This window comes from Synechocystis sp. PCC 6714, assembly GCF_000478825.2.
Classification (GTDB): Bacteria; Cyanobacteriota; Cyanobacteriia; order Cyanobacteriales; family Microcystaceae; genus Synechocystis.
The window spans coordinates 1,671,676-1,697,652 of record NZ_CP007542.1; the positions used below are offsets into that span (position 1 = coordinate 1,671,676).

The window sequence follows — 25,977 nt, forward strand, 5'->3', positions numbered from 1 at the left end:
TCCCTAGGGCCCCACTTAGTTCTACGCCTAGGTAGGCCGCCAAGTGCCATGGAAACTGAAGGGAATTACCTGGGGCAAAGCTAAGCGACAAATCGGTTCTTCCTGTAAACGATCCGCATCCCATAGCCATACTTCACTGCCATGGCGATCGCCGTCATAGACTACGGTGATAATCCAACCCCGATCGCCATTATCTGGATGGGGAATATAGAGGGGTTCCACTGGATATTGATGCTCCCCTAGCTTGGCCGTGGTCACATCTCCTGTGTGGTAGTCAATGCGGGCAATTTCCCCAAACCATTGGGAGCCGAGGATTTTCGCTGGCCGTTGCAGAGCCATATAGGTATAGCGCCAGGGTTGACCCGTTCGTTGGGGGTTAATTACCGGAAACTCGCCACTGCGGGGTAGAACATTAGTTAATTCAACTATTTTTGCTGTTTGGGGATTGAGAATAACCTGCCATAGTTGCCCGTCGGTAGCGGTTTTCACTGCCCCAGTGGGTACTTCCCGCAAATATTCATTGGTTTGGGCATAATCACTGAATCGGACAAAATCGAGCCGCACATTACCATCGTCTAGCTCACAGCCATTGCCGTAGTGCCATTGGAACCAAGATTCCGTTTCTCCTTCACTGACAATTTCAAACGTTTGGCGATCAAGCACAAGAATTTTCGTGCCTCCTTGGGCATCCCAACCCAAAGCGTCGGCGTAGGCCACGTTACCCAACAATAGGGAAAATTGATTGAGGGTAATGGGAGGTAAAAACAGAATTAGATAACGCCCCGCCATGCAAAAACTATGGCAAAAGGGGGTACGGCTTAATTTCAAACGACGGTGTTTGAGCAAATTGCCCCGGCGATCTAAACGGTAAAGGTTGAGGTTGAACTGAAAATCGACCCCGATGCTAAAGATTTCCTCCGTTAATGGATCCCGTAGGGGATGAGCAGAAAAAGGCTGGCCCGGTTGAAAAGCCCCAGCAAAATCCTCCCGGCCCAAAGTGTTTAAGTCTTCCAAACCCAAGGCATAGGGATGACCAGCTTCCCACAGGGCCAACAGGCGATCGGGCAGAGCCATTACTGAGGTATTAGAAGCATTTTTGAGCACATCAGTCTGGGTCAGTAAACTTTTCCAGTAATGCCAAACCCCTTTGGGATCCACCATGCCGTAGTTACCGTAAAGATAACGCCCCGCTTTTTCCTCCTCTGCGTAACCTTGGGTTTGCACGTAACGATAAAGTCCTTGGGCTTGTCCTTCGCCAAAATGCACCGCCAGAATTGCCCCATCACCATCAAACCAATGGCCGACTTTCTCTGAACCCCGACTAAGACGGCCCGGCCCATTACGATACAAACTTCCCTTCAACGCTTGAGGAATCTGCCCTGAGATAAGCTCCAACTGGGTGCGGTCAAACTCCCCCGCATTTTGGCTGAAATTATTGGCCCAAACGGCACGGGAAAGGGTTGCAGTCATACGCAAAACTCAAAAATTTGTGGTGAGAATAGATGTCAAAGGGCTAGCTTGGGAGGGTATGGGAACCCAAAGAACAATGGGGAAAAACGTAGACATAAACAGGACTTCCGCCACTGCAAAGCTAGGGGAATCATAACAAAATTTCCCGGAAGACAATTGGGCGACCTGTTACCCAACGATCTGAAGAAATCCCTTGCCAGCTGCAATGGCGGGGGCGATCGCCTACCAAATCGGAGTGCTTAACTTTGTAGAGTAAATTCCCAAGGAAAGACTATGCAGTGCAGAATTAATTAACTTCATCCAGCAAAATTAATCGTCACAGCAATATCTAGGAAACCAATCTAGCGGTCTTGGTAACCCATGCCATTGGCCGCTGCATAGCGCTCCATAAAACGAATAAAGCGTTCCCAATGGCTATTTTCAGTTAAATCAAAGCTACATTGGGCTCCCCGGAGTTCATCCCCTTCGTCCCCGCCAAAAATGAATTTCACCGATGATGGTTCGATCTCCATTGCCCCTTCTTCATCGGCAAGGCGCAAATGACCATTAAATCTTTGGGTAAAACTCTGAAACTTTTCGATCGCCTGGAGACGATCAAAGGTCATCACCACAGTACGTATGCCGGTGGAGGGATTGCGGCGGAGGCTAACATTGCTAAGTTCTTCGGGAAGATCAGCAAAAAATTCGATGGTGGGAGTGAGGGTCATCATTGTTCACACCGAAATAGGATTTCTTTGATCTTAACAACTTTTACTAGGGCAGACTAGGGCATATGGACTATTCGTCAGCTATGGGAAAGTCTTTTGACCCACGCGGGAGTTCACTGAGGGATTGGAGTGATTTGTCCTGGGGCCGATTACCTGTACTGAGCTTTGAAAAATAGTTAATCCGCAACCTTGCCCGATCGCCAAGGAAGTCATAGATTAAGAGGGTCTTTGTCTTTTATTTATCGAGATTTTTGAATGGCTGCGCTACTGGCGGTGTTGTTATCGGGGATGGTTTGGTTTGCCGCTCTGCCTGGCTTTGGGCAAATTTTTTCTGGCACCGTACCGGAAAATTTGGGGATAACCAATGGCCAACTGGCTCCCTGTCCCGACACCCCCAATTGTGTCAACAGTCAAATTAAGGATGATCCCATCCATGGCATTGAGCCCCTGCATTATCAAGGGGATTGGGCCGACGCCCGCAACCTGGTAACGGAAATTTTGGGGGTAGTGCCCGGCACCACCATTGTGGAAGCCCAGGACAATTACATCCGTGCCGAAGCCCGGAGCCGTTTGATGGGTTTTGTAGACGACCTAGAATTATATTTCCCCGGCGATCGCCCAGTGATTGAAGTTCGTTCCGCATCCCGATTGGGGGAATCAGACTTGGGGGTTAATCGCCGACGTTTAGAACAAATCCGTCTAGCCCTAGCGGACCTAGAGCAAAGAAACTAGAACATTTTTCAAAAACTAATCAGCGCAACTTTCGCAGACCCCATGGATCGTAATTTCGTAACGTTCCGCCTTCAATCCTGGCCTTAGCCTATGCAGATCAACACCAGGTAATTCTCGCCATTCCACATCTTCAATCGCCCCGCAATGACGGCAACAAAAATGATGATGCGGTTCCATATTGGCATCGTAGCGACAAATGCCTTCTTCCAATAAAACCTCTCGGATTAACCCCACCGATTGCAATGCCTTGAGGGAACTGTAGACCGTTGCCTGGGACGACGTGGGGGCTTCTTGATTCAAATCCAGCAATAGCTGTTCCGCACTGGGGTGATCCTGCCGTTGGAGCAAATTGGCATAAACCCCATAACGCTGGGGAGTAACCCGCAGGCCCCGCTCTTTGAGCGTTTGGATAATTTCTTCTCTAGTTAAGGGCATACTGTTCCTCCTAACATCATTGATCAAAACCAGTGCTACCTTTATGCTCCATTGGCTGAAAAGCAATCAAACCTGATGGCCGTGGGCCAGACTAATTTCCATGAGCTGCACTGTTTTAGGCATAGTCTATCTAGCATAACATTTTCTAGAAGGATTATTAGATGAAATAATAATAAAGAAAATATTAATTTTTAAACTTGACTTATTTCTATCTCAGAACTATTCTGAGAAAAGAGGGAAGGCCCCAACCATGATTAGTGCTATTCCCCAGCAAGACCTAGAAAAATTTTAGATAGACAGAGGTAACCATGACCCCCGAACGAGTTCCCAGTGTAGTGTTCAAAACCCGTGTCCGTGACGAATCCGTACCTGGCCCCAACCCCTATCGTTGGGAAGATAAAACCACTGAACAAATCTTTAGTGGTAAAAAGGTTGTGCTTTTCTCTCTGCCCGGCGCCTTTACCCCCACCTGTTCTTCCAATCATTTGCCCCGCTACGAGCAATTGTTTGAAGAATTCCAAGCCCTGGGAGTAGACGACATCATCTGTCTATCCGTCAACGACGCCTTTGTTATGTTCCAGTGGGGCAAACAAATCGGCGCTGACAAAGTAAAATTGCTTCCCGATGGCAACGGTGAATTCACCCGCAAAATGGGCATGTTGGTGGAAAAATCCAACCTGGGCTTTGGCATGCGTTCCTGGCGCTATTCCATGTTTGTCAACGATGGCAATATCGAAAAAATGTTCATTGAGCCTGAGTTTGGCGACAACTGCCCCGTAGATCCCTTCGAGTGTTCCGATGCTGACACCATGTTGGCCTACCTCAAAGGTGCTGAGGCTCCTGGGGTTTCTGAACCCGTTAAAGCCTTTGTCGGCTAAGCCTGTCCGAGCATCTCAACTAATTACTTGACTAAAACCTAACGAATCAAAAACAAGGCAGTGTTGTCCCCCGGGATGGCACTGTTTTTTGCCAAGTTTGCTTGACCATTTTCCCCTAGTCCAAACCCCAATTGCCCCCCACCTCTAAGCCGGCGGTGTAAGTTTCCCCTTGCCCTATCAAGCCATGGCGTACAGATCCCCATTGCAAATGCAAATAGCCCCTAGTGGTATCTCGGCAATTGAGTTGTAAGCCCTGGGCGGTAGGGGTGTGGACCAAACTGCCTCTTCCTTCTGTTTTTCCCGACAACGTGACCCAATACCTGTCATTGCTAGCTTTTAGTTGCCAACGGCCCCAGCGGGCCACTTGCCAAGTGATGGTGCTATTACCTGGGCCAAATTCGTAAAAATTGCCTTGGAAATGTACTCCAATTAAAGCCACTTCTTCGGGGTGACCAAGGACAATGCGTTCCCCACCGGCCGCTGTGACACTTAGCCCTGGATGGCCAGGAAAATGGTTAGCTTGGAGCCAAAACCAGCGGGACGGAAAAGAGTGACCCCAATTTTTTTCGGCATAGACTAGGGCTTGGTCAAATTCATACCGTTCCCCCTGCCACTCTAACCAGCCTTGACCCCGACCCTGGGCTAAAAGAATCTGCCAGCCTGGATCGAACAGGGGTAGAAAGGAAAGCCAACCCGCCGTGGCCTTGGGAAAACATTGGGGACTGCCCCAGGTGATTTCTGGTTCTACGGTGAAGTGCCAACGGCAATGGCGATCGGGTAGGGCAATCTGCCCCTGGTGTTGATGCTGGTAAATCTGATAACCTTCCTCAACGGTGGTGAAAAATTCTCCAGCGGGTATGGGTCTAGGCCCTACTTCACCGTTATATTTTCCCCAATGCCCCAGGGCAAAATGGCAGGGACTGGCCCAAAAATTTTTTACTGAGGGAAATGTCCGCCAAATGAGTTGGTCGTCCTGATTTTCCTTTGTCCCCCTAGTCGGCCCTAAAATTTGCACTGCACCACCGCTGTAATGGCGCACCGCACTGCGGATCTCTGCGAAATCGCCAGCGGGATTTTCAATGGAGTACATAAAGGCAAAACTTTCCCCGGAGTGGGGTAAAAGCAGGCGCACGTACCAGCCTTCAAAAAAAGGGGATTGACCTTGCCAATGATAACCACAATGGGGTGGAAATTCCATAAATATTGAGAATGTTAGCAGAACTAATTTCGGCAGATGTTAGATAGCTTTAAAAACTCAAAAAATACCACTTTGGAAACTGGGTAGCCAAAGGGCTAGGGGATAAAGTAAATATTCCAAGAAAAATAATTTCCAAATGAACTGATAAAAACTGGCGATTTCAGCTTTACTTTCCAAGTCAACATTGCGGCTACGCCACCAGACCAGCATTAACAAGATCAGATGGGAACCAACAAAGAAGGGAGTATTTAAGGGAAAAGTATTCCATAATCCCCACATTGCCATGGCCGAATAACAAACTGTTAATAAAATCAGGGTTCCTAAAAAAACATTCTGTTTGCCAATTTGCAAAGTTAAAGTTTGAATCTTAAATTGCTGATCGCCTTCCATATCAGGCACATCCTTAAAAACGGCGATCGCCACGGTAAAAACTAAGATAAATAGGGTTAGTACCCAGATGGGAATTGTTAAAGTAGGCGGGTAACCCAAACCTGTTCGAAAAAATAGAAATAGACCAAAGTTAACAATAATTCCCCGCACCGTCAGAATACAGAGGGCCGCCAGCAGAGAAAAGCGCTTCAATCTCACCGGAGGGACGGAATAGGCCGTACCAATGATTAAACTAACACCCACCGTTAACCCTAGCCACATTCCCCACCACCAGGCGATCGCCAAAGAAGTAACGCCGCAGATTCCCACAATCCAACGGCCCTGGACTAGGGAAAAATCCCCATTGGCTAGGGGTAAATTCGGTTTATTGATGCGGTCAATGTCCACATCCCACAACTGGTTTAGCCCGACAATATAAACATTGCCCAACAAACAAGCGAGCCAAGCAGCAAAAACCAAACCCAGGGAGGTAGGTGAAATAATGGGCTTTCCGTCCCCCAGAATGGCTAAAAGATAGACCGCCCAGATGCTTAGGGTCGTACCAATGATGGTATGGGGCCGGGAAAAACGCCAAAAAGCCTGGATAGTTGCCATGGCAATAAAATTGGAGAGTATTGAAAGAAGAAGGTCTTTGCTGCTGATTAAAATTACTCAAAAGACCGCCGGGGGATTGTACCTTGGGGTTTTGTGTAATCAAAACTAATGGACTAATCCAGAACGAATAGCGCGCACCGCCGCTTGGGTCCGGTCGTTGGCACAGAGTTTATTAAGAATATTACGCACATGGGTTTTGACTGTACCCACGGTGATGTAAAGCTTTTCGGCAATGTCTGCATTACTGCAACCGTCAACAATCAGTTGCAAAACTTCTAGTTCCCGTTCCGTCAATCCATAGGACAAAGAAGCCGGAGTGGGGGAAGATAAACCCGCTGGCTCCACCGCAGGGGCATGGGCCAATACTATTCTGGCGATCGCCGGATCAATCCAGGCAAAACCGCCATGGGTAGCCTGAATCGCTTCAATTAATATAGCTAAATGAAATAAAAGTGGGGCGGATGGTATGTATAATGGTATATTATGAATAATGACTAAACTAATAAGCAACTTATGGCATACGATCTAGATTTACGGCTAAGAGTAATAAGTTTTCTAGAAGAAGGGAATGGTGTAACGAAGGCATCAAAAATATTTAAGGTAGGTAGAGAGACAATTTATAGATGGTTAAGCCGGGAAAATCTGGAACCAACGAAGGTAAAGAACCGGCGTCGGAAGATAGATATAAAAGAGCTGGAGAAAGATGTGATGGAAAATCCGGATATGCCGATGAAAGAGAGAGCAAAGAAATTCGGTGTAACTCCTAGTGCACTGTCATATAGATTTAAAGAAATGGGAATTACGAGAAAAAAAAACAGTTACTATATAAAGAAAGAGATGAAGAAAAAAGAGCAGAATATCAAAAAATCCTGAAAGAGCTAATTCTAATTTATGGGGTTGCAAGCCTTGTATTCATAGATGAGGCTGGTTTTGAGGAGTTTGCCTCTTCAGTGTACGGATGGTCAAAAAGAGGAGAGAGAGTATATGGGGAAAGGCAAGGAAAAAGAGGAAAGAAAGAAAACCTTGTGGCAGGTAGAAGAAAAAACAAAAAAGACCTGATAGCACCGATGCTATTTAGTGGAAGTTTAAATGCCGAAGGTTTTGAAGGATGGCTTGAATTATACCTGATACCTGCATTAACAATTCCATCGGTATTAATTATGGATAATGCGCCTATTCATAGAAAGAGTAGGATTAGAAAAATAGTGGAAGAGGCAGGACATACAGTTTTGTTTTTACCTACCTACTCGCCAGATCTTAATGACATAGAGCATGATTTTAGTGCATTGAAAAGAGCAAGAACATACGCCTCTCCAGGTGTAAGCATAGATGAAATTATCCGTAACTACTGTGTAGCATAATGTCCTATAGTTATTTTAACTAGCTATAATTCAGTGCGGCTATCTTTCATGCAATAGGCATCGGCCCCAGCACTAAAGGCAGCTAACACAGTTTCTTCCTGGTGATTGAGGGTCAAAATCACTACCCGACACCGACAATTGAGCGGCCCTTTTTTTAACTGTTGGGTGACATCAATGCCGTTCATATCCGGCAGGCCAATATCGATGATTACCACATCGGGCTGTTTTTGCTGCATCATCACCAATCCCAATTGACCATTGGCTGCTTCCCCCACCCACTCAAAACTGGGTTCCATGGTCAAAGCATCCCGCAAACCTTGGCGAATCAAATCTTCATCTTCAATTAAGGCAATGCGAATTTTCTCCATGGTTAGGACATTGGCAATGGTATGGGACAATTTTTCGTCACAGCAAGGAGGGTCTGGGCAAGGAAAGGCCATTACCCAATATTAGGCACCTTACCACTGGATCAACCAGTATTACGCATTCCGGCCGCAATACCGTTAATGGTTAATAGGGCTCCCCGCAGTAGTTCCTCTTTGGAATAACGACGGTAACGCACGCCGCTGGTCTCCGCTTCTTGGGTCACTTGCCGCAGTCTTTTAAGCAGGGAAATTTGTAACAGACCAAGGGGAACAATAGTGCGGTTTCGCAGTAGCACCGATCGTTGTAAAGAACGATCGCCATCGAGGAGGTGGGGATGGGCTGTAATTTCCATGGCAAAGTCTCTGGTTAATTGATATTCCTGCTTAATCTGCTGGAAGAGGCGATCGAACCGTTCCCGGTCTTCTGGCTTAGATAGCTCCTGTACATAGTGGGAGGCAATGGTGAGGTCCACTTTGGACAGGGTCATTTCCACCTTCGAGATCACCATGTTAAAGAAGGGCCATTTGAAGTAGAAGTAGCGCAACAATTTCATGTTTTTCACCGGGTCTTGATCCACAAAGGATTTCAACGCTGTACCTACCCCATACCACGCCGGCAATAGGAATCGGGTTTGGGTCCAACTGAATACCCAGGGAATGGCCCGTAAACTGCTGAGATCGGCTTTACCTCCCTTACGGCGAGCAGGGCGGGAACTGATCTGTAACTCACTAATTTCGGGAATGGGGGTAACCGTCAGGAAGAAATCTAAAAAGTCCGGTTCTTCGTAAATCAAACTCCGGTAGGCTTGGCGGGCGGTACAAGCCAGTTCCTCCATAATGCGGTTCCAAGGCTCAATAAAATCAAAACTACTTTTAAGTAAACTAGCTTGGATCACTGCTGTGGTCAGGGTTTCTAGGTTATACAAAGCCAATTCCGGTAGGGAATATTTGGACGCCAACACTTCCCCCTGTTCCGTAATTTTGATCCGGCCGTCCACTGTGCCCGCTGGCTGAGCCAAAATTGCTTTATAGGCTGGACCTCCCCCCCGGCCAACGGAGCCTCCCCGGCCATGGAACAGCCGCAGAATCACCCGATGGTTTTGGGCCACCGCCTGGAGTGCTTTTTGCGCTTTGTGAATTTCCCAGTTGCTGCTTAAAAAGCCAGAATCTTTGTTGCTGTCGGAATAACCCACCATAATTTCTTGTAGGTTACCGGGATTTAGCTGGGCTTTGGTGGTGGGAATTTGGTAATAATCCGGGGGCTGACTTTGTAACTCTTTTAGGGAATCGTAACTGCCCGCCAATGTAGCCCGGTAAAAAGGCAAACTGAAAAGGGAATCCATAATACCGGGGGCATTTTTCAGATCCTCCACTGTTTCAAACAAAGGCACAATGCGGAGGGAATTGGAGGCGGTGGCGGGATCGTACAGTCCAGCTTCCTTGGTTAGGAGTAACACTTCCAACACGTCACTGGCATCGTTGGTCATGCTGATGATATAGGTCTGACAAATGTCTACGCCAAATTCCATTTGTAGATGACGTAGGGTGCGGAGGGTTTCAATGGTTTCCCTCGTCCGTTCAGAAAAAGGCATTTCCTGGGGAATTAAAGGGCGACGGGTCTGCAATTCTACCCCTAGCCAAGCTAACTTATCTTCTTCGCTCATTTCCTCGTAGGGGCTGGTCAGCACTCCCATATATTCGGCAATTTCGGCGATCGCCTCAGCGTGGCGGGAGGATTCCTGACGAAAATCCAATTGGGCCAGGTTAAAGCCATAGACTTCCAATTGGGTAATTAGGTTTTCCAACTCCAGGCAGGTTAAACCAGTTTCCGTTAAATTGCGTTGAATCATCCTTAATTCTTCCAGCAATTCTTCGCCAGTGCGGTAATGGTTTTCCGCTGGCATAGAAATCATGGTTTGCCGCTCTTCGGGGTTAGCCAAACGGTTATTGCGCCGCAGGGTATTTTCCAGCCGCTGGGTAACATAGGCCAGTTTCATGCGATAGGGTTCCTGACGGTAACGGAGGGACAATTCTTCATAAACCTCTGGCAGTTGTATGCGATCCCGCTCCAAAGAGTCCAACAATTCCTGGGAGACTTTGCACCAGTGCAGGGAAGGGCTGAGAATGGCCACCAGTTCCCCCAAACTAAATAGATATTTCCCCAGCACTAAGCCCCGCTGATAGCAAGCTGTTTGCCAGGTCACCTCCGGGGTCACCGAAGGGTTACCATCCCGATCGCCACCCACCCAAGAACCGAAATAGCAAAAATTGGCCCGGGGAGCCCGCAGATGGGGAAAGGTTTCCTTAATGGCCTGCCCTAGACGTTTGGACAGTTCCGGCACCGCATCGAACAGCACCTCATCGAAATAGTGCAGAGAATAGTCCACTTCATCCAATACGGTGGGTTTAAACTGATGTAGCTCGTCCGTGCGCCACCAAAAGCGAATTTCTTCGGTCAATTGGGCGATTGCCGTTTTTGCATCCCAGGTGTTAAGCCAGTCCCGACTAGTTACCGAACCTTGCAATTGGTCCAACTTACGCAGAATACGATCCACCCGTCGTTGTTTGCGTCGAATGGTATGGCGGACAATTTCCGTGGGATGGGCTGTGATTACAAGGCGAATATCGAGATGATCCAATAAATTTTGAATATGCTGGGGGGGGACATTGAGGCGCTTGAGTTCTTTCATTAACCAATGGAACGTGCCCACAGAAGCTTGCAACTCATTCTGGTCAATGCCCACCGGCAGGGGTTCCGCCGAGGCCCCTAAACGGGATGGGGGCACCAGTTCATCTTCGTTACCAGCCTGCTCATAAAAATTAGTTTCCTGGGAAGCTTCCCAACGATTCCTTTGTTGCTCGTTTTGTTCGTAATGCTGTTCAACAATGTTGATCAACTGGAAATATAGGGCAAAGGCCCGGGCCGCTCGGATGGCATCATTGAGTTCCAAATGCTCAATCCGCTGGGTAATGCCCATGATTACCTCTTCGGAAATTTCACTGGCGATCGCCTCATGGGTACCCTGGAGCCGTAATTCCGTCAGTAAATCCACCAACTCCTGGCCACACTCACTCTGGAGCACCCTTTCCCACAATTCTTCCACCATCTTTAACCGCTGGTAAAGCACCGACTCTTCTTCAGAGTTGGAACCATTGCCATTACCAGACCAGTGAGTGGAAAGACCGAATGCAGGAACTGCCAAGTTCATGGGAACCTCTAGGACAAGATAGTGACGCTAACAACACCCAGAATGCGTTGCTACTGTACAAGATACTACGGGATTATCGTCCCCTCACTCCGCATCCCAGGCTACAGCCAATGGTTTGTCCCTGACCAGCCCGAATCAAGACAGAAAAAAACCCCTACCAGTAGGGGAAGGAAGAAGACACAAGACCGGGGCACTAATAAATGGGGGCACCACAGTCCATAGATGAACAAAAAACTGAGTGGTATGGCATGGCCTAGTAGGCTAGGGTCTCTAAAGTCTGGCGCAGATAATGACGCACTTGGGCATCCAACAGGGGAGGGGTCACCGTTTCCGCTGAAGACACCACGGCTTCACCGTTGTCATCCTGCCAGCATTTGAAACCGGAGCTATCGGCGATCGCCAATTTGAGGCTATGCCAAATGGCAGAATCAGAGTTAGAAGCAGATGCAAGGGTGGCAGTAGTCATATTTTTATATCTCGCAGTGGTGGTCAGGAAACAAAGAACGGCAACCGACGGACTTTGAGGTAAGAGCTTACGTTGTCGGCCTTGGCTCAGCTACCTTTAGGTTAACCCAACTTCGGGGTGGTGGACTGTTAAGTCAAGCACAATTGTAAAGAAAATTCAACGGGGTTGCCATCACCGAGAATCAATGGCCTGGGTTAGGATTGGGGAATATAGGAAGCGTTTTCTGCTCACTTTTTAATTTCCTGGCTATTAACTGAAGGCCCCAGCTATTGGCGTATGTCCCCCGTTTATCTTTGGATTTTAGCAGGCACCATACTCTGCCTTGTGGAAGTAATCTTCCCGGTGGACTTTGTGGCCGTCGTCATGGGGTTGAGTGCAGTGGCTACCGCTGGGATAGCCCTGTTGGTGCCAGGCAGTTTTGCCATCCAGTCTTTCTGTTGGTTGGGTCTGTCGGTGCTGTCGATTATTCTACTACGGCGTTTTCTTCCTCGCCCCAGCCGCAAAAGCATTCTCCAGGATGCGGTGGAAGGACAGTGTCTAACAGCTATTTTGCCCGGGGAAACCGGTCGGGTGCTCTATGAAGGTAACTCCTGGCGGGCTGAATGTCAGGATCCGGATTTGGCGATCGCCGCCGATGAAAAGGTCTATGTGGTAGGACGCAGTGGCAATACGTTACTGGTTTATCCCACCAATGCTCTCCAAGGGCAATCAGATATCCAAAACCAGAGCTTTTGACCCTAAATTTCCGTATCGAAAAACTCCATTGGCTTTGCTAGCTTTACATTTCCCCCAAATAGATGCCCAAAGATTTGGCCGTTTTAACCATAAAGCCATCTTTATCCACCGGAAAAGCACAGCGATTTTCTTGGTGACACTGCTTAATAATGCTGATAATCGGTTTTAAATCAGCGTGTTCCACCTGGCCACTACGCCAAATTACCACCTGGTCATAAATTTCCTGTTCGATCAATTCCACTGCCTTAATGCCAAACACCGTGGCCAAAAGGCGATCAAATGACAGAGGCGTGCGGCTCCGTTGTAAATGGCCGAGGGTAGTGGCTCGAATATCCAAGCTGGTCAGGTCACAAAAAGCCGGATCTCTAATGTCACAAAGGTGTTCACTGGTTTTGACAATTTCCTCTGCGAGATAGTCGGCAATATACTTATTTTTTTTCCCCTGGCGATCGTGTACCCCTTCTGAAATAACAATCAGAGCAAAATGTCTTCCCGACTCCCTTAAATGCATTAGTTGATAACAGCAACCCCGGACAACTTCTGGAGTTAAAGAGGGGGTTATTTCGGGAATTAAAATAATGTCCGATCCCCCGGCAATGCCCGCATGGAGAGTTAAATGTCCTGCATCCCTCCCCATCACCTGGACAATGATAATCCGTTCATGGCTAGCGGCGGTAAAAGTTAGGTCGTATAGGGCTTGGGTAACAATATCCACTGCAGTACTAAATCCCACTGCCAAATCAGTGAAAGGGACATCATTGTCAATGGTTTTAGGAATGGCAATAATATTCCAGTTTCCTTTTTTTGCCAAATCATAAATAATGTCCAAACTGCCATCACCACCAATGACAATTAAGGCTTCCAGGTCAAGCATTGCATAGCCTTTGAGAATCGCCTCAGCAATATCCGGCTGTTCCGGGTGACCTTTACTTAAAGAACCTAAAACACTGCCGCTCAAAAATTGCAATACGTCCAAACCTTTGAGCATCCCCGGCAAAGCATAGCCATGCTTAGTTAACAGTAAGTCTTTCGCTTGGTATTTTCCGTGGGCCACTTCGATAAAACCATCAGTGCCGTAGGGGATGCCATATACTTCCCATCCCTTGATGGCCGAAGCCTTTACCACTGCTCGGATGATAGCGTTGAGACCGGGGCAGTCCCCACCACTAGTCAAAATTCCGATACGTTTTGTGCCCATAAAATTCCTCCAGGTTTAAGTAATCAGTAAGCACAATTAGTCGTTATCAATGGGAAAAATCGCCGAAATAAAACTGGTATATTTAGTTTCAATTTATTTTAGTCAATTGATTCCATTAACTGACGGGTTCAACGGGATCAAGGGCTTTCCAAATGGGAGCATAGGTCTGTAAAGCTTTGACATACTGCACCCTTTCAAAAGCAGTGGGATCGGGGCAGTTCAGTTGGCTCATACTGCCTTGCATTTGCCGAACAGATTCATAGCCATGCTCCTCCATCCAGAGACTTAAACTATCTTGTAGAGTTTGGAGATAACCAACGCCATGACGCAATAGGGCGCTAACCAATTGGCTAATTTTTGCCCCAGCCATTAATACTTTGACTAAATCCACCGTATGCAAAACCCCACTGGTGGCGGCCAAATCACAGTCTACCCGACCATATAAAATGGCTAACCAATGCAGAGGTAAGCGCATACTTTGGGGAGTACTAAGCAAAATATGGGGATAGACTTCTAAGCTCTCCAGGTCAAAATCAGGCTGGTAGAAACGATTGAATAAAACTAATCCGTCAGCTCCATTATCAGCAAATTTTTTAGCCATATAGGCCATATTGCTAAAGAAGGGAGCAATCTTAACTGAGACCGGGATATTAACTTCTGCTTTGACAGTTTTGACAATGTCAATGTAATTTTTTTCCACTTCCGCCCCTGGCACGTCTAAGTCTGTGGGTACATAGTAAATATTCAGTTCTATGGCATCAGCACCAGCCTGTTCAATTTGTTGGGAGTAATCTAACCACCCTCCCAAAGTAGAGCCATTTAAACTGCCAATAATGGGAATATTTAAACTTTCCTTGGCCATACGGATATGGTTAAGGTACTCATCGGAGCCCACATGGAAAACTTGGGGTTCAGGAAAATAAGTTAAGGCTTCTGCAAAACTATTGGTGCCATGGGTAAGATAGTAGTGCATTTCTAGTCGTTCTTGGCGCAATTGCTCTTCAAAGAAAGAGTGCAAAACAATCGCCGCCGCACCGCTATCTTCCATTTTTTTAAGATTGTCCAAATCCTCTGTCAATGGGGCACAGGAGCCAACCACTAGGGGAGATTTTAAGTTTAAGCCGAGGTATTGGGTAGTGAGATCCATGGGATTAATTCCTCATTAGTTGTTAATTGTAATCTTCGTAATATTGGGGAAAGAAGCCATCGGGTAGAAAAGTACGATCAAGAATTTCATCTTCTGCAAAGGGATTGGTTTCTGGAAATATTTCTAAACTAGCCCCAGTTTCGATGGCAACCATCCTACGAGCGTGCTTGTAGCATTCATCTAAAACATCATGAAGATATTGCTGTAAACTAGGACTTTGCAAAAGACATTGATAAATTTTCTTTCTACTTTGGTCAATCATTATTCTCCAGCTATTTGACCAGGTTTCTGGCTGATATTTCCATTTAAGAAGATGGATTAAAATAATCTCTAAATTCTCTTCTAAAATATCCTGTTCTCTATGAGTTAAAGATTGGATTTCCTCAGCAAGATTTTCATAATCAAGTTCGTCTAATCTGTTTTCTTTCAAAAGGTTAGCCATGGTTCTTAACCACAGATCAAAGTCTTGATCATAAAGACTGGGATTATCTAATTGCATAATCATTATAATTTAATTTTGTTGGTTATTGAGGTGGAAAGTCAGGATTCAGAATTTGCTCCCTACTAAAGGGGTTGTCTAAAGGAAAAATTTGTATATCCAACATCGTTTCTACGGAAGCCATCTTACGGGAATCCTGATATACATCGGTTAGAACCTCCTCGAAATGCCTTTTTAGACTGGGGCTTGTACGAAAAGCTTTATGGATTCTTTTACGATGTTCAACAATAGACCGATACCAACTATTTGTCCTTTTATTAGGTTGGTACTTCCATTTAAGTAAATGAATTAAGAGAATTTCGAGGTTACTTTCAAGAGAGCTTTTTTCCCGACCACTCATGTTTTCAATTTCTTTAATCAGATTTTCACAGTCCAGTTGATCTAACTGACGTTCTTGGAGGAACATAGCCATGGTTTTTGCCCATAAACAGCGGTCTTGATAATAAAGATTTCTCATATCAATCTGATTTACTATCGGTTTTTGCCCATAAAATTTTCAAATTAGCGGGGGAGCAGGTTAGAGATTGTCCCTCTGATGTGGATTCTAGACAGATTTAGCCTTTGTTTCTAAAGGTTGGGAACACTGTGATCATTGCCGTTCCCTTCGGGTTGACCTGTTAAGGAACGTTTGGCCAAATATTCATACATGGCCCAGCGAGTGGTCACATCCCCTTGGGCAAGTTTCATTAACCGTTTGGCTTCCTCCGGCTGACTGCGGGTGAGCATGGCAAAACGATTTTCTGAGTACACCGTTTTATCAATGGGAACTTTTGGCGATCGCATATCTAGTTGCAGAGGATTTTTGCCTTGCTCTGTTAACAGAGGGTTGTAGCGGTAGAGCAACCAACGGCCGCTGTCCACCAGTTCTTTTTGGTGATTCATGGCGGTGGTCATATTGATGCCGTGGGCAATGCAATGGGAATAGGCAATGATTAAGGACACACCGGGGTAGGCTTCCGCTTCCATAAAGGCTTTGATGGATTGCTCATTTTTGGCCCCCATGGCAATGCTGGCCACATAGACGTTGCCGTAGGTCATGGCCATAAGCCCCAAATCCTTTTTAGGAGAAGCTTTACCCCCAGCGGCAAATTTGGCCACAGCGGCCCGGGGAGTGGCTTTGGAAGCTTGGCCCCCAGTATTAGAATAGACCTCCGTATCCATGACCAATATGTTGACGTTGCGGCCACTGGCCAGGACGTGATCTAAGCCGCCGTAACCAATGTCGTAGGCCCAACCGTCCCCACCGATGATCCAAACGCTTTTTTTAACAAGGTAATCGACTACGGAGAGAAACATTTTGGCTTGGGGCGTTTCCAGATTTTGCAATTGCTGTTTAACCCGCTCTACCCATTGCCGTTGCTCGTAAATATCCGCTTCAGTGGTTTGGGCGTTATTTAAAATGCTGTCCACCAAAGTTTCCCCCAATTCTCCGGCAAAGGTTTTTAGTAATTCCCCGGCAAATTCTGTTTGTTTATCAATGGAAACCCGAAAACCTAGGCCAAATTCGGCGTTATCTTCAAATAAAGAATTAGACCAGGCGGGGCCCCGACCGTCGGCATTTTGGGCCCAGGGGGTGCTGGGTAAATTGCCACCATAGATGGAGGAACAGCCGGTGGCATTGGCCACTAACATTCGATCGCCAAAGAGCTGACTAACCAGTTTGAGATAGGGAGTTTCCCCACAACCGGCACAGGCGCCCGAAAATTCAAACAGGGGTTCCTGCATTTGCTGATGGCTGATTTTATTCAGGTTCAAACTATGGCGATCGGGGTTGGGTAAATCCAAGAAAAAGTTCCAATTGGTGCGTTCTTGTTCCCGCAAGGGCAACTGGGGTTCCATATTGATGGCCCGGAAACGGGGTTGGGATTTATTTTTGGCCGGGCACACATCGACGCAGATGCCACAGCTGGTGCAATCCTCCGCCGCCACTTGGATGGTAAATTTTAAACCCTGCCAATCGTGATCCTTGGCATTGGTACTTTTAAAAGTTGCTGGAGCGTTGTTTAATGCCCCTTCCTCGTAAACCTTGGCTCGAATTACAGCATGGGGACAAACAATGACGCATTTACCGCATTGCACACAGACATCAGGGTCCCAAACGGGAATTTCGTGGCCCACATTGCGTTTTTCCCATTGGGTCGTTCCCGTGGGATAGGTGCCGTCACAGGGTAGGGCACTGACGGGTAAATCATCACCCTGCCTGGCCATGATTTTCCCCAAAACGTCTTTAACGAACACGGGAGCCTGATCGGGAACAATGGATTTTAATTGCACTGCCCCCGCTGTCACTTGGGCTGGAACTGCAACCTCGTAAAGATGCTCTAGGGTGGAATCCACCGCTTTGATATTCATCTCGACAATTTCTTGGCCTTTTTTGCCGTAGGTTTTTTGGATGGATTGCTTGATTTTGGCGATCGCTTCTTCCCTTGGCAAAACTCCAGCGAGGGCAAAGAAACAGGTTTGCATGACGGTATTGGTGCGGCGGCCCATGCCTGCTTCCCTGGCCACCTCATTGGCATTGATGGTGTACACCTTGAGGCGTTTATCAATAATTTCTTGCTGTACTGGCAGGGGAAAATATTGCCAAATTTCTTCAGGGCCGTAGGGGCTATTAACCAGGAAAACACCCCCAGGTATCGCTGGAGTGAGCACATCAAACTGTTCTAGAAATTCCCACTGATGACAGGCGACAAAGTTAGCTTCGGTAATTAGATAAGTAGAAAGGATGGGTTTAGGGCCAAAGCGCAGGTGGGAAACGGTGACGGAACCGGATTTTTTCGAGTCGTAAACAAAGTAGCCCTGGGCGTAATTGTCCGTATCTTCCCCAATAATTTTGATGGAATTTTTATTGGCTCCCACGGTGCCATCGGAGCCTAATCCATAGAAAATTGCCCGTACCACCGAATTCGATTCCGTGGAAAAACTAGGATCATAATCCAAACTAGTGTGGGTTAAATCATCATTAATGCCAATGGTGAAATGGTTTTTGGGAGTGGCTTGATTTAAATTATCGAAAACCCCTTTGACCATAGCTGGGGTAAATTCCTTAGACGATAAACCATAGCGTCCCCCAACAATTTTCGGCATCATGCTCGCTTCAAAAAATGCCGTTAGCACATCCTGATATAAGGGCTCCCCTGCACTGCCTGGCTCCTTACACCGATCCAGCACCGCAATTTTTTGCACCGTTTTTGGTAAAGCTGCCACCAGGCGATCGCCAACGAAAGGACGGAAAAGTCTTACTTTGAGCAGACCAACTTTTTCCCCCTGGGTTTGTAAATATTCCACCGTTTCCTGGGCCGTTTCACAACCGGAACCCATGAGAATCACTACCCGTTCTGCTTCGGGGTGGCCAACGTATTCGTAAAGGGCATATTGGCGGCCGGTTAATTGGCCAAATTCTGCCATGACCCTGGCCAACACCGCCGGATAATTTTCGTAAAAACGATTGACCGTTTCCCGAGCTTGGAAATAAACATCGGGATTTTGGGCCGTACCCCGCAATTTCGGGCGATCGGGGGTTAAAGCTCGTTCCCGATGGGCTAAAACATCCTCGTCCTTAATCAAACTGCGGATTACTGTTTCCGGTAACAACTCAATTTTTTGTTCTTCGTGGGAAGTACGGAAACCATCAAAAAAGTGTAGTCCCGGTATTCTGGTGGCAAAGCTCGTGGCCGTGGCAATGAGGGCAAAATCGTGGGCTTCCTGCACCGAATTGGAACTTACCATGGCAAAACCTGTATTGCGGGCCGCCATTACATCACTATGATCCCCAAAAATAGATAACCCCTGGGCCGCTAGGGAACGGGCCGCCACATGCAAGACCATAGCCGTTAATTCCCCGGCGATTTTGTGCATATTAGGCAACATCAACATCAAACCCTGGGAAGCGGTGAAAGTAGTGGTCAAAGCCCCCGACTGCAACGCGCCATGGACTGCCCCGGCAGCCCCTCCTTCACTCTGCATTTCCACCACCAAGGGTACTGTGCCCCACAGATTTGGGCGATGTTCTGAAGCCCAAGCGTCCGACCATTCCCCCATGGGAGAGGAAGGGGTGATGGGATAAATGGCAATGACTTCACTTAACTTGTAAGCCACACGGGCCACCGCTTCGTTACCATCGAGGGTGGCATAGGTAGGTAAATTCATAACTAATCGTCCTCAAAGGTTTCTGCAATGGCAGCAAAGGTCAAAAATATTGAAAAAGCCAGTTAATCTAGTTCGTAGTTGGGGGTAATGCCGCCGATCTATGGGGCTCTAAAAAATTATTGGAAATTATTCAAGAACAACAGCAGTTGAACAACTTTATGGTTGTTTTTATTGACAATTGACTAGAATAGGGGAGAGTGGACAGCAAAAAAGATTGACCAAGAATATGGAGCTATGAATTAAGGATTATCAACCGTGGCTGGTGATGGCTTTCTCTCTGGGTCTTACTTTTATCTTGAACCCAAAATGAAAAAGTGGAACAATTTCTTATTTTTTTTTAACGAGGTGAAATACTGTTAAGGAGAGTAGTCAGAAAATTGAATTCAATGGAGTTGAAACCCTTGATTCTTGGTTGCTACAACTGAGATCTAGACGAAATTTACACTACCCACTTTCCTGTTAAGTTTTGTGATCAATGGATTCCCAGGAAAAGTATCTGCTTGGAAATTCCATTTAACCCCCTCCGATCGCCGCCAAGGGACATTAACCAGGGAAAAAGTTAATTAACTCAGTTAAAATTAACCTAAAATTTATATCCTTGCTAATCAGACTCTATAACTTAGTCCCTCACTTAGTATTTCAAACATCGAAACCCCATGCTCAGCAGCATAAGCCCTAAACATTTCTAGCCCTCGGCCAGTAGCGACGCAACCGCCAAAACTTCAAAAGCCCCCCCAGAAGCCTATAATGCTTACAGAGAAGGCCTTTTAGTTGAATCGGAGCGGCGGGATTTGAACCCACGACCCCCACTACCCCAAAGTGGTGCGCTACCAAGCTGCGCTACGCCCCGAATTTCACAGACTCTAATCTTAGTCCCCCTTTGTGGCCCTTGGCAAGTTTTTTGGCAAATATTTTCCGGTGCTCAATTTGATGAAATTTATTGGTATTGATCTAGGTTGGCGTTCCGGAGAAAGTGGACTATGCCGATTGCAACTAGAATCAACCCCCACCGGTGATCGTCTAGGGATTGAAGACATCACCTGTCGTTTGAGCTTGGAAGATATTTTTGCTTGGCTGGATGGCGGCGTAAAGGTAACGGATGGGGCCATGGTGGCGGTGGATGCCCCCACTATTATTCCCAATGCCAGCGGAACCCGTTTGCCCGATCGCCTGACCCATAAATATTTTGGTAAGTACCATGCGGGGTGCTATCCGGCCAATTTAGCTCGACCCTTTGCGACAAGAACCATTACGGTGGGCAATCTATTGGAAGAACGGGGTTTTCTCCATGCCCCGGACATTGAATCCCAACGGCAAGGACGCTACCAAATCGAAGTTTTTCCCCATCCCGCCATGGTTAAGCTTTTTCAGCTCGAGCGCATTATTAAATACAAAAAGGGCAACCTAGCCCAGAAAAAAAGAGGTTTACGGGAGCTACAATCCCATATCACCGAAGTCTTGCCCCAGCTAACACCGGCCCTGGAACTTACCCTTCCCCCTGGAATAGAACTCTGGCGATCGCCGGAAGAGTTGAACGGCAAACAATTGAAACATTTGGAAGATCAGCTAGATAGCCTAATCTGTGCGTACATCGGCGCCCATTGGTGGTACTGGGGGCGGGAGCGCAACTGGGTGTTGGGGGACCAAGCCAGTGGATACATTGTGGTGCCAACTTTGAGTGCCGACCAACCCCCACCGGCCATCTAGGGCTCAAAAACTAGTTAAAGATTGTTGTTGAGTCTGACTTTGTATCGGCACCGGGGACAGCACCGGCTCGTTAACAAAAAACGTTTGAGCCATTTTCACCCCCACTTCGTTCACCTTGGCTTGGATTTCCTCGAGGAATTCATGTAAGCCTTGGTTGATCACATCTTCAATGGTGATGTAGCCCATTTCGCCACAAATTCTCCCCAGAGCCCGTTCCGCATCATTACGCCAGGAGCCAAGGGGGGTGCCGGTTACCTCGTGCAGTGACCGCTGTACTTGGAGCAAGCAGAAATGGATCGAGCGGGGAAATTTTTGGTGCAAAATCAAAAAACTAGCCACATTAGCTGGGGTGATGCGCCGCTGGCTTTTGCGATACATCTCGTAGGCACTGGCGGATTTGAGTAAAGCTATCCATTCCACCTGGTCTAGGGGAGTGCCCACCCATTCCACCGAAGGCAGAAGGTAATAGTATTTCACGTCCAAAATCCTGGCAGTCTTGTCAGCCCTTTCCTGTAAACGCCCCATCTGGCCGAAGTGCCAGGCTTCGTTGTGGGTCATGGTGGCGTCCATAATACCCGCAAAGCGGTGACTGGATAGTTTTACCCTGGCAAAAAAGTCGGCAATGTTGGCCGGCGGGCGATCGCCTGCTTCCTTGACCATCAGGTAAAAACGATTAATTTCTTCCCACATCTCCGAAGAAATAATTTCCCGGATAGAGCGGGCATTTTCCCGAGCCATGTTCAAACAAGAAAGGATCGAGTTGGAATAGTGCTGGTCAAAGGTCAGAAATTGGATCACATTAGCCTTGGTAACTTCGCCGTAGTGTTGTTTAAAAAAACCTAAATCCCCGGTAGTCATGACCAAGGGCTCCCATTGCTGTTGGGCTCCGTAGGGCAAATCCAACATTAGGTAAAGGTTAACGTCCACAAAGCGGGCAATATTTTCTGCTCGTTCAATGTAGCGATTCAACCAGTAAACGGAGTCAGCAACACGGCTTAGCATAATTTTTCTGGGTTGTTCCAATCTTCCAGGGGGTAGCCCCCATTGTACAAAGCCCTTGCCGGACTGATATGTTGCCATTCTGACGGAATGCCACTCCGGCCAAAGACCCAGTTCTTTTTCCCGCTGTTTCCCCTTCTACCCCCCACAACCAAAAATCTGGTGTAGTGAATTTCCCTGTTCCCGTGGGGAATCGAACTTCCCTACCCATCTCCCCCCAACGAAAACCAGTTAATCAATGGGCTGATCCTGACCACGAACTAGATTTTTCTTGCTAGGATTGGGCTTGAATGGTTCAGTCCTCATGTTGCGGAGAGAGAAATTGCACCCTCCACTCCCCCAATGCTTCAGTCTGTGGGACCTGACTATTTGCCAGCCTTTCCTCGCTTTACCCTGCCGTCCATGAGTGCCCCTTTGCTTCGCCTTCGCCCCTTTGTTGCCACCCTCATATTTACCCTGGGCTTGGGAATTACCCTGAAGCCTGCTCTCAGTGCGCCCAACCTCATCAGCCCTGAAACTCCGCCATTGGCAAACCCTGGGGAAAACGACACAAGCTTTTCCAGTAATGTCACCCCGTTGGAAAATAGCCCCAAAGCGGTGGTGGACGAAGTGTGGCAATTGGTTAATCAGCAATTTGTCGACAAAGACTTTAACCATTCCAACTGGTTATCTAAGCGTCAGGAACTATTGGGACGCAACTACAAAGACCGGGCCGACGCCTACCGCCAAATTGGGCGCCTACTCAAGGACTTGAATGATCCCTACACCCGTTTTCTCTCGCCGGAGGAATTTGCCATCCTCAGTAGCCAAACAGCAGGGGAAGCATCGGGGGTGGGTATCCGGGTGTTGGTGGACAAACGCAGTAGTGACCTAGTAGTGGTGGACGTCATGCGGGGTACCCCTGCCTTGAAAGCAGGTATTCGGCCTGGCGATCGCATTGTACGGATCAATGGCCAACCCGCCGCCTTAATGACCTTAGAGCAGGCCACCGAAGCTATTCAGGGGGAAATTGGCACCGAGCTAAGCCTGCAACTTTCCCGCCCCCAGAGCGGTGTTTTCAGCGTCACCCTCAAACGGGAAAACATTGAAATTGATTCCGTCACCTATAACGTCAAAGAAGAAGGGGAATTGCGGGTAGGCTACATTCGCCTAGATGAATTTAGCTCCCATTCCGCTGAACAGATGGAAAAGGCCATTACGGAACTCAATAAAAATCGCATTAGTGGTTATGTATTGGATTTGCGGGGCAATCCAGGGGGACTTTTACTTTCCAGCATTGACATTGCCCGACTCTGGCTCAACCGGGGCGAAATTGTTAGTACTATCGACCGAAGGGGTGGCGATCGCCATTTTTCCGCCAACGGCAGGAACTTAACGGACTTACCATTAGTGGTGTTGGTCAATGAACGGTCCGCTAGCGCCAGCGAAATTTTAGCCGGAGCATTAAAGGAACAGGGAAGGGCCACGGTGGTGGGCACAGCCACCTATGGTAAAGGTACGGTGCAATCTGTCAACACCCTATCCGATGGTTCTGGTTTAGCCGTTACCATTGCCCGTTATTATCCCCCCAGCGGTACAGACATCAATCGCAAAGGCATCAGTCCCGACATTCATTTGGACATTTCCAACGACACCAAGCTCCAGTTCCGCAACGACCCGGAGCTCATGGCCACTGATGTCGATCTCCAGTATCAACGGGCCGTTAGTGTTTTACGTCAACACCAGCGCACGTTGGGTTTGCCGCCGGTCAAAGACCTGGGCATTGGTCTGCTGGAGCCAGCCCAGCTTTAAATAAAACCAAAACTAGAGCAATTCCTGCAGGGCTTCCCAACCCAAACCTTCCCGCACCAGCTTCGGTTCCTTGTCGGTAAGGTCGATGATGCTCGAAGTTTGATAGCCCGGTTCCTGATCGTCGTCAATGATGATGTCCACTAACTTGTCGAATAGGTCAAATAACTTTGCCTTTTCCGCCATGACAAACTCGTCTTGATCTGGTAGGTGGGCCGAGGTAGAAATAATCGGATTGCCCAAATTCTGCAGAATTTCTTGGCAAATGGGGCGATCGGGTACCCGGATGCCAGTGGTTTTTCGTTTTGGCTCTACCACCAACTTAGGCACTTGCTTAGTGGCTGGCAAAAGAAAAGTGTAGGGTCCAGGGATCAGACGGCGCATCAAACGATAGGCATTGTCCGCCACCACTGCGTATTCGGCAATGTTAGACAGGGACGAACAGAGAAACGTTAACGGTTTATTATTGGAGAGTTGCTTCAGTTGCCTAACCCGCTGAACGGCATTCTTGTCATTCAGGTCACAGCCGATGGCATATACCGTATCGGTAGGGTAGAGCATAATTGCCCCCTGACGGAGATCTTTGCAAATCATTTCCACAGTGCGTTGTTGGGGGGTTTCGGGATGGAGATTGTATAAGGTGGCCATTTTTTATGGGGTTGATTGCTTATTTTGACTGTCCCACGGGGATTTCCGGCGATATGTGCCTGGGGGCGTTGGTTTCGGCTGGGGTTCCCCTAGAATACCTGATGGAGAAACTTGCCCCATTGGGTTTGGCCCATGAATATCGTTTGACGGCAGAGATGGTACAAAAACAGGGTCAGGCGGCCACGAAGGTGGAAGTACAGCTCCTGAATGACCACCACTCCCACGGCCCTGGTCACCATGGGATGCGTCATCTACCAGAAATAGAACAGTTAATTGAACAGGCCAATTTACCAACCCGGGCCCGTCAGTGGAGCTTAGCTATTTTCCGTCAATTGGCGATCGCCGAAGGGGAAGTCCACGGCATTGGGCCGGAGCAAGTCCATTTCCATGAAGTAGGGGCCACCGATGCCATTGTGGATATTGTCGGTACCTGTTTAGGGCTAGATTACCTCGACATTGGGCAATGTTATTGGTCTGCCCTACCCACGGGGAGCGGCACAGTGCGGGCGGCCCACGGTGATTTACCTATACCGGTCCCGGCGGTGTTAAAACTCTGGCAAAGCCGTCAGGTACCGGTTTATGACAATGGGTTAACGGGGGAATTGGTCACCCCCACCGGAGCGGCGATCGCCGTTACCCTCGCGACCCAATTTGGCCCCAAACCCCCATTTAAGTTGCAAAAAATAGGACTGGGGGCAGGCAGTAAAGATTTCCCTTTGGCTAATATTCTCCGGCTTTGGATCGGAACAGAAATTACGGCTCACAATCAATCCCCATCTCCAGAAGTTCCCTTTGGTCAGCTGGAAACCATCACCGTTCTGGAAACCCAATTAGATGATCTCCAACCCCAAGCGGTGGGCTATTTATTGGAAAATTTACTCAACCAGGGGGCGATCGATGTATTCACCCAGGCGATCGCCATGAAAAAGTCCCGTCCCGGCATTTTGCTGACTGTACTCTGCACACCGGAAAAGCAAAACCATTGTCTCAATTTGCTCTTTCGGGAAACCACTAGCTTGGGCATTCGGGTGCGTCAACAAGAGCGTTACGCCCTGGAGCGGGAATGGCAAACGGTTATCATTGCCGATGGTTCTGTCCGGATTAAATTAGCCTACGGTTATCGAGCTGGCAAAAAAATTATTCTCAATGCCCACCCTGAATTTGCTGACTGTGCTGCCCTGGCCAAAGCCACCGGCCAACCCTGGCAATTAATCCACCAGCAGGCGATCGGTGCTTGGTCAACCCTGAGTAAAGAAAAGGGAAAACCGTGAGTTATCTATACATGTCACTAGAATAGAACAG

Annotated in this window: 23 protein-coding genes, 1 tRNA gene and 1 pseudogene; 8 read left to right on the top strand and 17 right to left on the bottom strand. The window is 47.8% G+C overall.

All coding sequences use genetic code 11. The annotated features are described in order from the left end of the window. Window positions 1-27: 27 nt before the first annotated feature. Window positions 28-1,470: a carotenoid oxygenase family protein gene (locus D082_RS07545; RefSeq protein ID WP_028948631.1), complete on the bottom strand. Its 1,443-nt coding sequence runs from the start codon at window positions 1,468-1,470 to the stop codon at window positions 28-30. 341 nt (window positions 1,471-1,811) lie between these two features. Next, entirely contained in the window at window positions 1,812-2,180 is a 369-nt protein-coding gene (psb28, locus tag D082_RS07550) for a photosystem II reaction center protein Psb28 (RefSeq protein WP_028948632.1), read from the bottom strand. A 252-nt stretch (window positions 2,181-2,432) separates the two neighbouring features. Here psb28 and D082_RS07555 point away from each other — a divergent pair, with 252 nt between their 5' ends. Further along, complete coding sequence (locus D082_RS07555) at window positions 2,433-2,909, top strand: DUF1499 domain-containing protein (protein WP_028948633.1); 477 nt, start codon at window positions 2,433-2,435, stop codon at window positions 2,907-2,909. Window positions 2,910-2,924: 15 nt separating this feature from the next. Here the strand turns inward: D082_RS07555 and D082_RS07560 are convergent, their stop codons facing one another. Next, entirely contained in the window at window positions 2,925-3,344 is a 420-nt protein-coding gene (locus D082_RS07560; protein WP_028948634.1) for a Fur family transcriptional regulator, read from the bottom strand. Window positions 3,345-3,652: 308 nt separating this feature from the next. On the opposite strand from D082_RS07560, the gene D082_RS07565 reads away from it, so the two are divergent. After that, window positions 3,653-4,222, top strand: a complete 570-nt coding sequence (locus D082_RS07565; protein ID WP_028948635.1) for a peroxiredoxin — start codon at window positions 3,653-3,655, stop codon at window positions 4,220-4,222. A 115-nt stretch (window positions 4,223-4,337) separates the two neighbouring features. Here the strand turns inward: D082_RS07565 and D082_RS07570 are convergent, their stop codons facing one another. From D082_RS07570 to D082_RS19365, 3 genes and pseudogenes are all read right to left on the bottom strand, one after another. Next, window positions 4,338-5,420: a tocopherol cyclase family protein gene (locus tag D082_RS07570; RefSeq protein WP_028948636.1), complete on the bottom strand. Its 1,083-nt coding sequence runs from the start codon at window positions 5,418-5,420 to the stop codon at window positions 4,338-4,340. A gap of 57 nt (window positions 5,421-5,477) precedes the next feature. Further along, window positions 5,478-6,404 (bottom strand): homogentisate phytyltransferase, encoded by a 927-nt coding sequence (locus tag D082_RS07575; RefSeq protein WP_028948637.1) that lies wholly within the window; start codon window positions 6,402-6,404, stop codon window positions 5,478-5,480. A gap of 105 nt (window positions 6,405-6,509) precedes the next feature. Further along, window positions 6,510-6,839 (bottom strand): annotated as a pseudogene (locus D082_RS19365) (LuxR C-terminal-related transcriptional regulator); the annotation flags it as partial. A 78-nt stretch (window positions 6,840-6,917) separates the two neighbouring features. Between D082_RS19365 and D082_RS19005 the strand changes: the two are divergent. Next, entirely contained in the window at window positions 6,918-7,277 is a 360-nt protein-coding gene (locus D082_RS19005) for an IS630 transposase-related protein (RefSeq protein WP_028948682.1), read from the top strand. 77 nt (window positions 7,278-7,354) lie between these two features. Beyond that, window positions 7,355-7,765 (top strand): transposase, encoded by a 411-nt coding sequence (locus D082_RS19010; protein ID WP_238546747.1) that lies wholly within the window; start codon window positions 7,355-7,357, stop codon window positions 7,763-7,765. A 23-nt stretch (window positions 7,766-7,788) separates the two neighbouring features. Here D082_RS19010 and D082_RS07590 read toward each other — a convergent pair whose 3' ends face one another. From D082_RS07590 to D082_RS07600, 3 genes are all read right to left on the bottom strand, one after another. Continuing rightward, window positions 7,789-8,205: a response regulator transcription factor gene (locus D082_RS07590; RefSeq protein ID WP_238546882.1), complete on the bottom strand. Its 417-nt coding sequence runs from the start codon at window positions 8,203-8,205 to the stop codon at window positions 7,789-7,791. A gap of 29 nt (window positions 8,206-8,234) precedes the next feature. Then, the gene (gene ppc / locus D082_RS07595) at window positions 8,235-11,339 is read right to left on the bottom strand and encodes a phosphoenolpyruvate carboxylase (protein WP_028948418.1); all 3,105 of its coding nucleotides are present in this window, start codon (window positions 11,337-11,339) and stop codon (window positions 8,235-8,237) included. Window positions 11,340-11,592: 253 nt separating this feature from the next. Further along, window positions 11,593-11,805, bottom strand: a complete 213-nt coding sequence (locus D082_RS07600; RefSeq protein ID WP_028948417.1) for a hypothetical protein — start codon at window positions 11,803-11,805, stop codon at window positions 11,593-11,595. 276 nt (window positions 11,806-12,081) lie between these two features. On the opposite strand from D082_RS07600, the gene D082_RS07605 reads away from it, so the two are divergent. Further along, window positions 12,082-12,540: an NfeD family protein gene (locus tag D082_RS07605; RefSeq protein ID WP_028948416.1), complete on the top strand. Its 459-nt coding sequence runs from the start codon at window positions 12,082-12,084 to the stop codon at window positions 12,538-12,540. A 43-nt stretch (window positions 12,541-12,583) separates the two neighbouring features. Here the strand turns inward: D082_RS07605 and D082_RS07610 are convergent, their stop codons facing one another. From D082_RS07610 to D082_RS07635, 6 genes are all read right to left on the bottom strand, one after another. Further along, window positions 12,584-13,738, bottom strand: a complete 1,155-nt coding sequence (locus D082_RS07610; protein ID WP_028948415.1) for an ATP-dependent 6-phosphofructokinase — start codon at window positions 13,736-13,738, stop codon at window positions 12,584-12,586. A 115-nt stretch (window positions 13,739-13,853) separates the two neighbouring features. Further along, on the bottom strand, window positions 13,854-14,885 hold the full coding sequence (locus D082_RS07615; RefSeq protein WP_028948414.1) for a dihydroorotate dehydrogenase-like protein: 1,032 nt from the start codon (window positions 14,883-14,885) through the stop codon (window positions 13,854-13,856). Between the two features lie 22 nt (window positions 14,886-14,907). Then, on the bottom strand, window positions 14,908-15,384 hold the full coding sequence (locus D082_RS07620) for a DUF29 domain-containing protein (protein WP_238546883.1): 477 nt from the start codon (window positions 15,382-15,384) through the stop codon (window positions 14,908-14,910). A 25-nt stretch (window positions 15,385-15,409) separates the two neighbouring features. Continuing rightward, window positions 15,410-15,841, bottom strand: coding sequence for a DUF29 domain-containing protein (locus D082_RS07625; protein WP_038530485.1), 432 nt, complete (start codon window positions 15,839-15,841; stop codon window positions 15,410-15,412). Window positions 15,842-15,951: 110 nt separating this feature from the next. Next, window positions 15,952-19,533: a pyruvate:ferredoxin (flavodoxin) oxidoreductase gene (gene nifJ / locus D082_RS07630; RefSeq protein WP_028948411.1), complete on the bottom strand. Its 3,582-nt coding sequence runs from the start codon at window positions 19,531-19,533 to the stop codon at window positions 15,952-15,954. A 776-nt stretch (window positions 19,534-20,309) separates the two neighbouring features. Beyond that, window positions 20,310-20,383, bottom strand: a tRNA-Pro gene (locus tag D082_RS07635). A 32-nt stretch (window positions 20,384-20,415) separates the two neighbouring features. Between D082_RS07635 and D082_RS07640 the strand changes: the two genes are divergently transcribed. Continuing rightward, entirely contained in the window at window positions 20,416-21,240 is an 825-nt protein-coding gene (locus D082_RS07640; protein WP_238546885.1) for a DUF429 domain-containing protein, read from the top strand. 3 nt (window positions 21,241-21,243) lie between these two features. On the opposite strand, the gene D082_RS07645 is transcribed toward D082_RS07640, so the two are convergent. Next, the gene (locus D082_RS07645; RefSeq protein WP_028948409.1) at window positions 21,244-22,242 is read right to left on the bottom strand and encodes an alpha-E domain-containing protein; all 999 of its coding nucleotides are present in this window, start codon (window positions 22,240-22,242) and stop codon (window positions 21,244-21,246) included. 399 nt (window positions 22,243-22,641) lie between these two features. Here D082_RS07645 and ctpB point away from each other — a divergent pair, with 399 nt between their 5' ends. After that, the gene (gene ctpB, locus D082_RS07650; protein WP_028948408.1) at window positions 22,642-24,030 is read left to right on the top strand and encodes a carboxyl-terminal processing protease CtpB; all 1,389 of its coding nucleotides are present in this window, start codon (window positions 22,642-22,644) and stop codon (window positions 24,028-24,030) included. A 12-nt stretch (window positions 24,031-24,042) separates the two neighbouring features. On the opposite strand, the gene D082_RS07655 is transcribed toward ctpB, so the two are convergent. Beyond that, window positions 24,043-24,675, bottom strand: a complete 633-nt coding sequence (locus D082_RS07655) for an L-threonylcarbamoyladenylate synthase (protein ID WP_028948407.1) — start codon at window positions 24,673-24,675, stop codon at window positions 24,043-24,045. A 5-nt stretch (window positions 24,676-24,680) separates the two neighbouring features. Here D082_RS07655 and larC point away from each other — a divergent pair, with 5 nt between their 5' ends. Then, on the top strand, window positions 24,681-25,946 hold the full coding sequence (gene larC, locus D082_RS07660; protein ID WP_028948406.1) for a nickel pincer cofactor biosynthesis protein LarC: 1,266 nt from the start codon (window positions 24,681-24,683) through the stop codon (window positions 25,944-25,946). Window positions 25,947-25,977 lie beyond the last annotated feature (31 nt).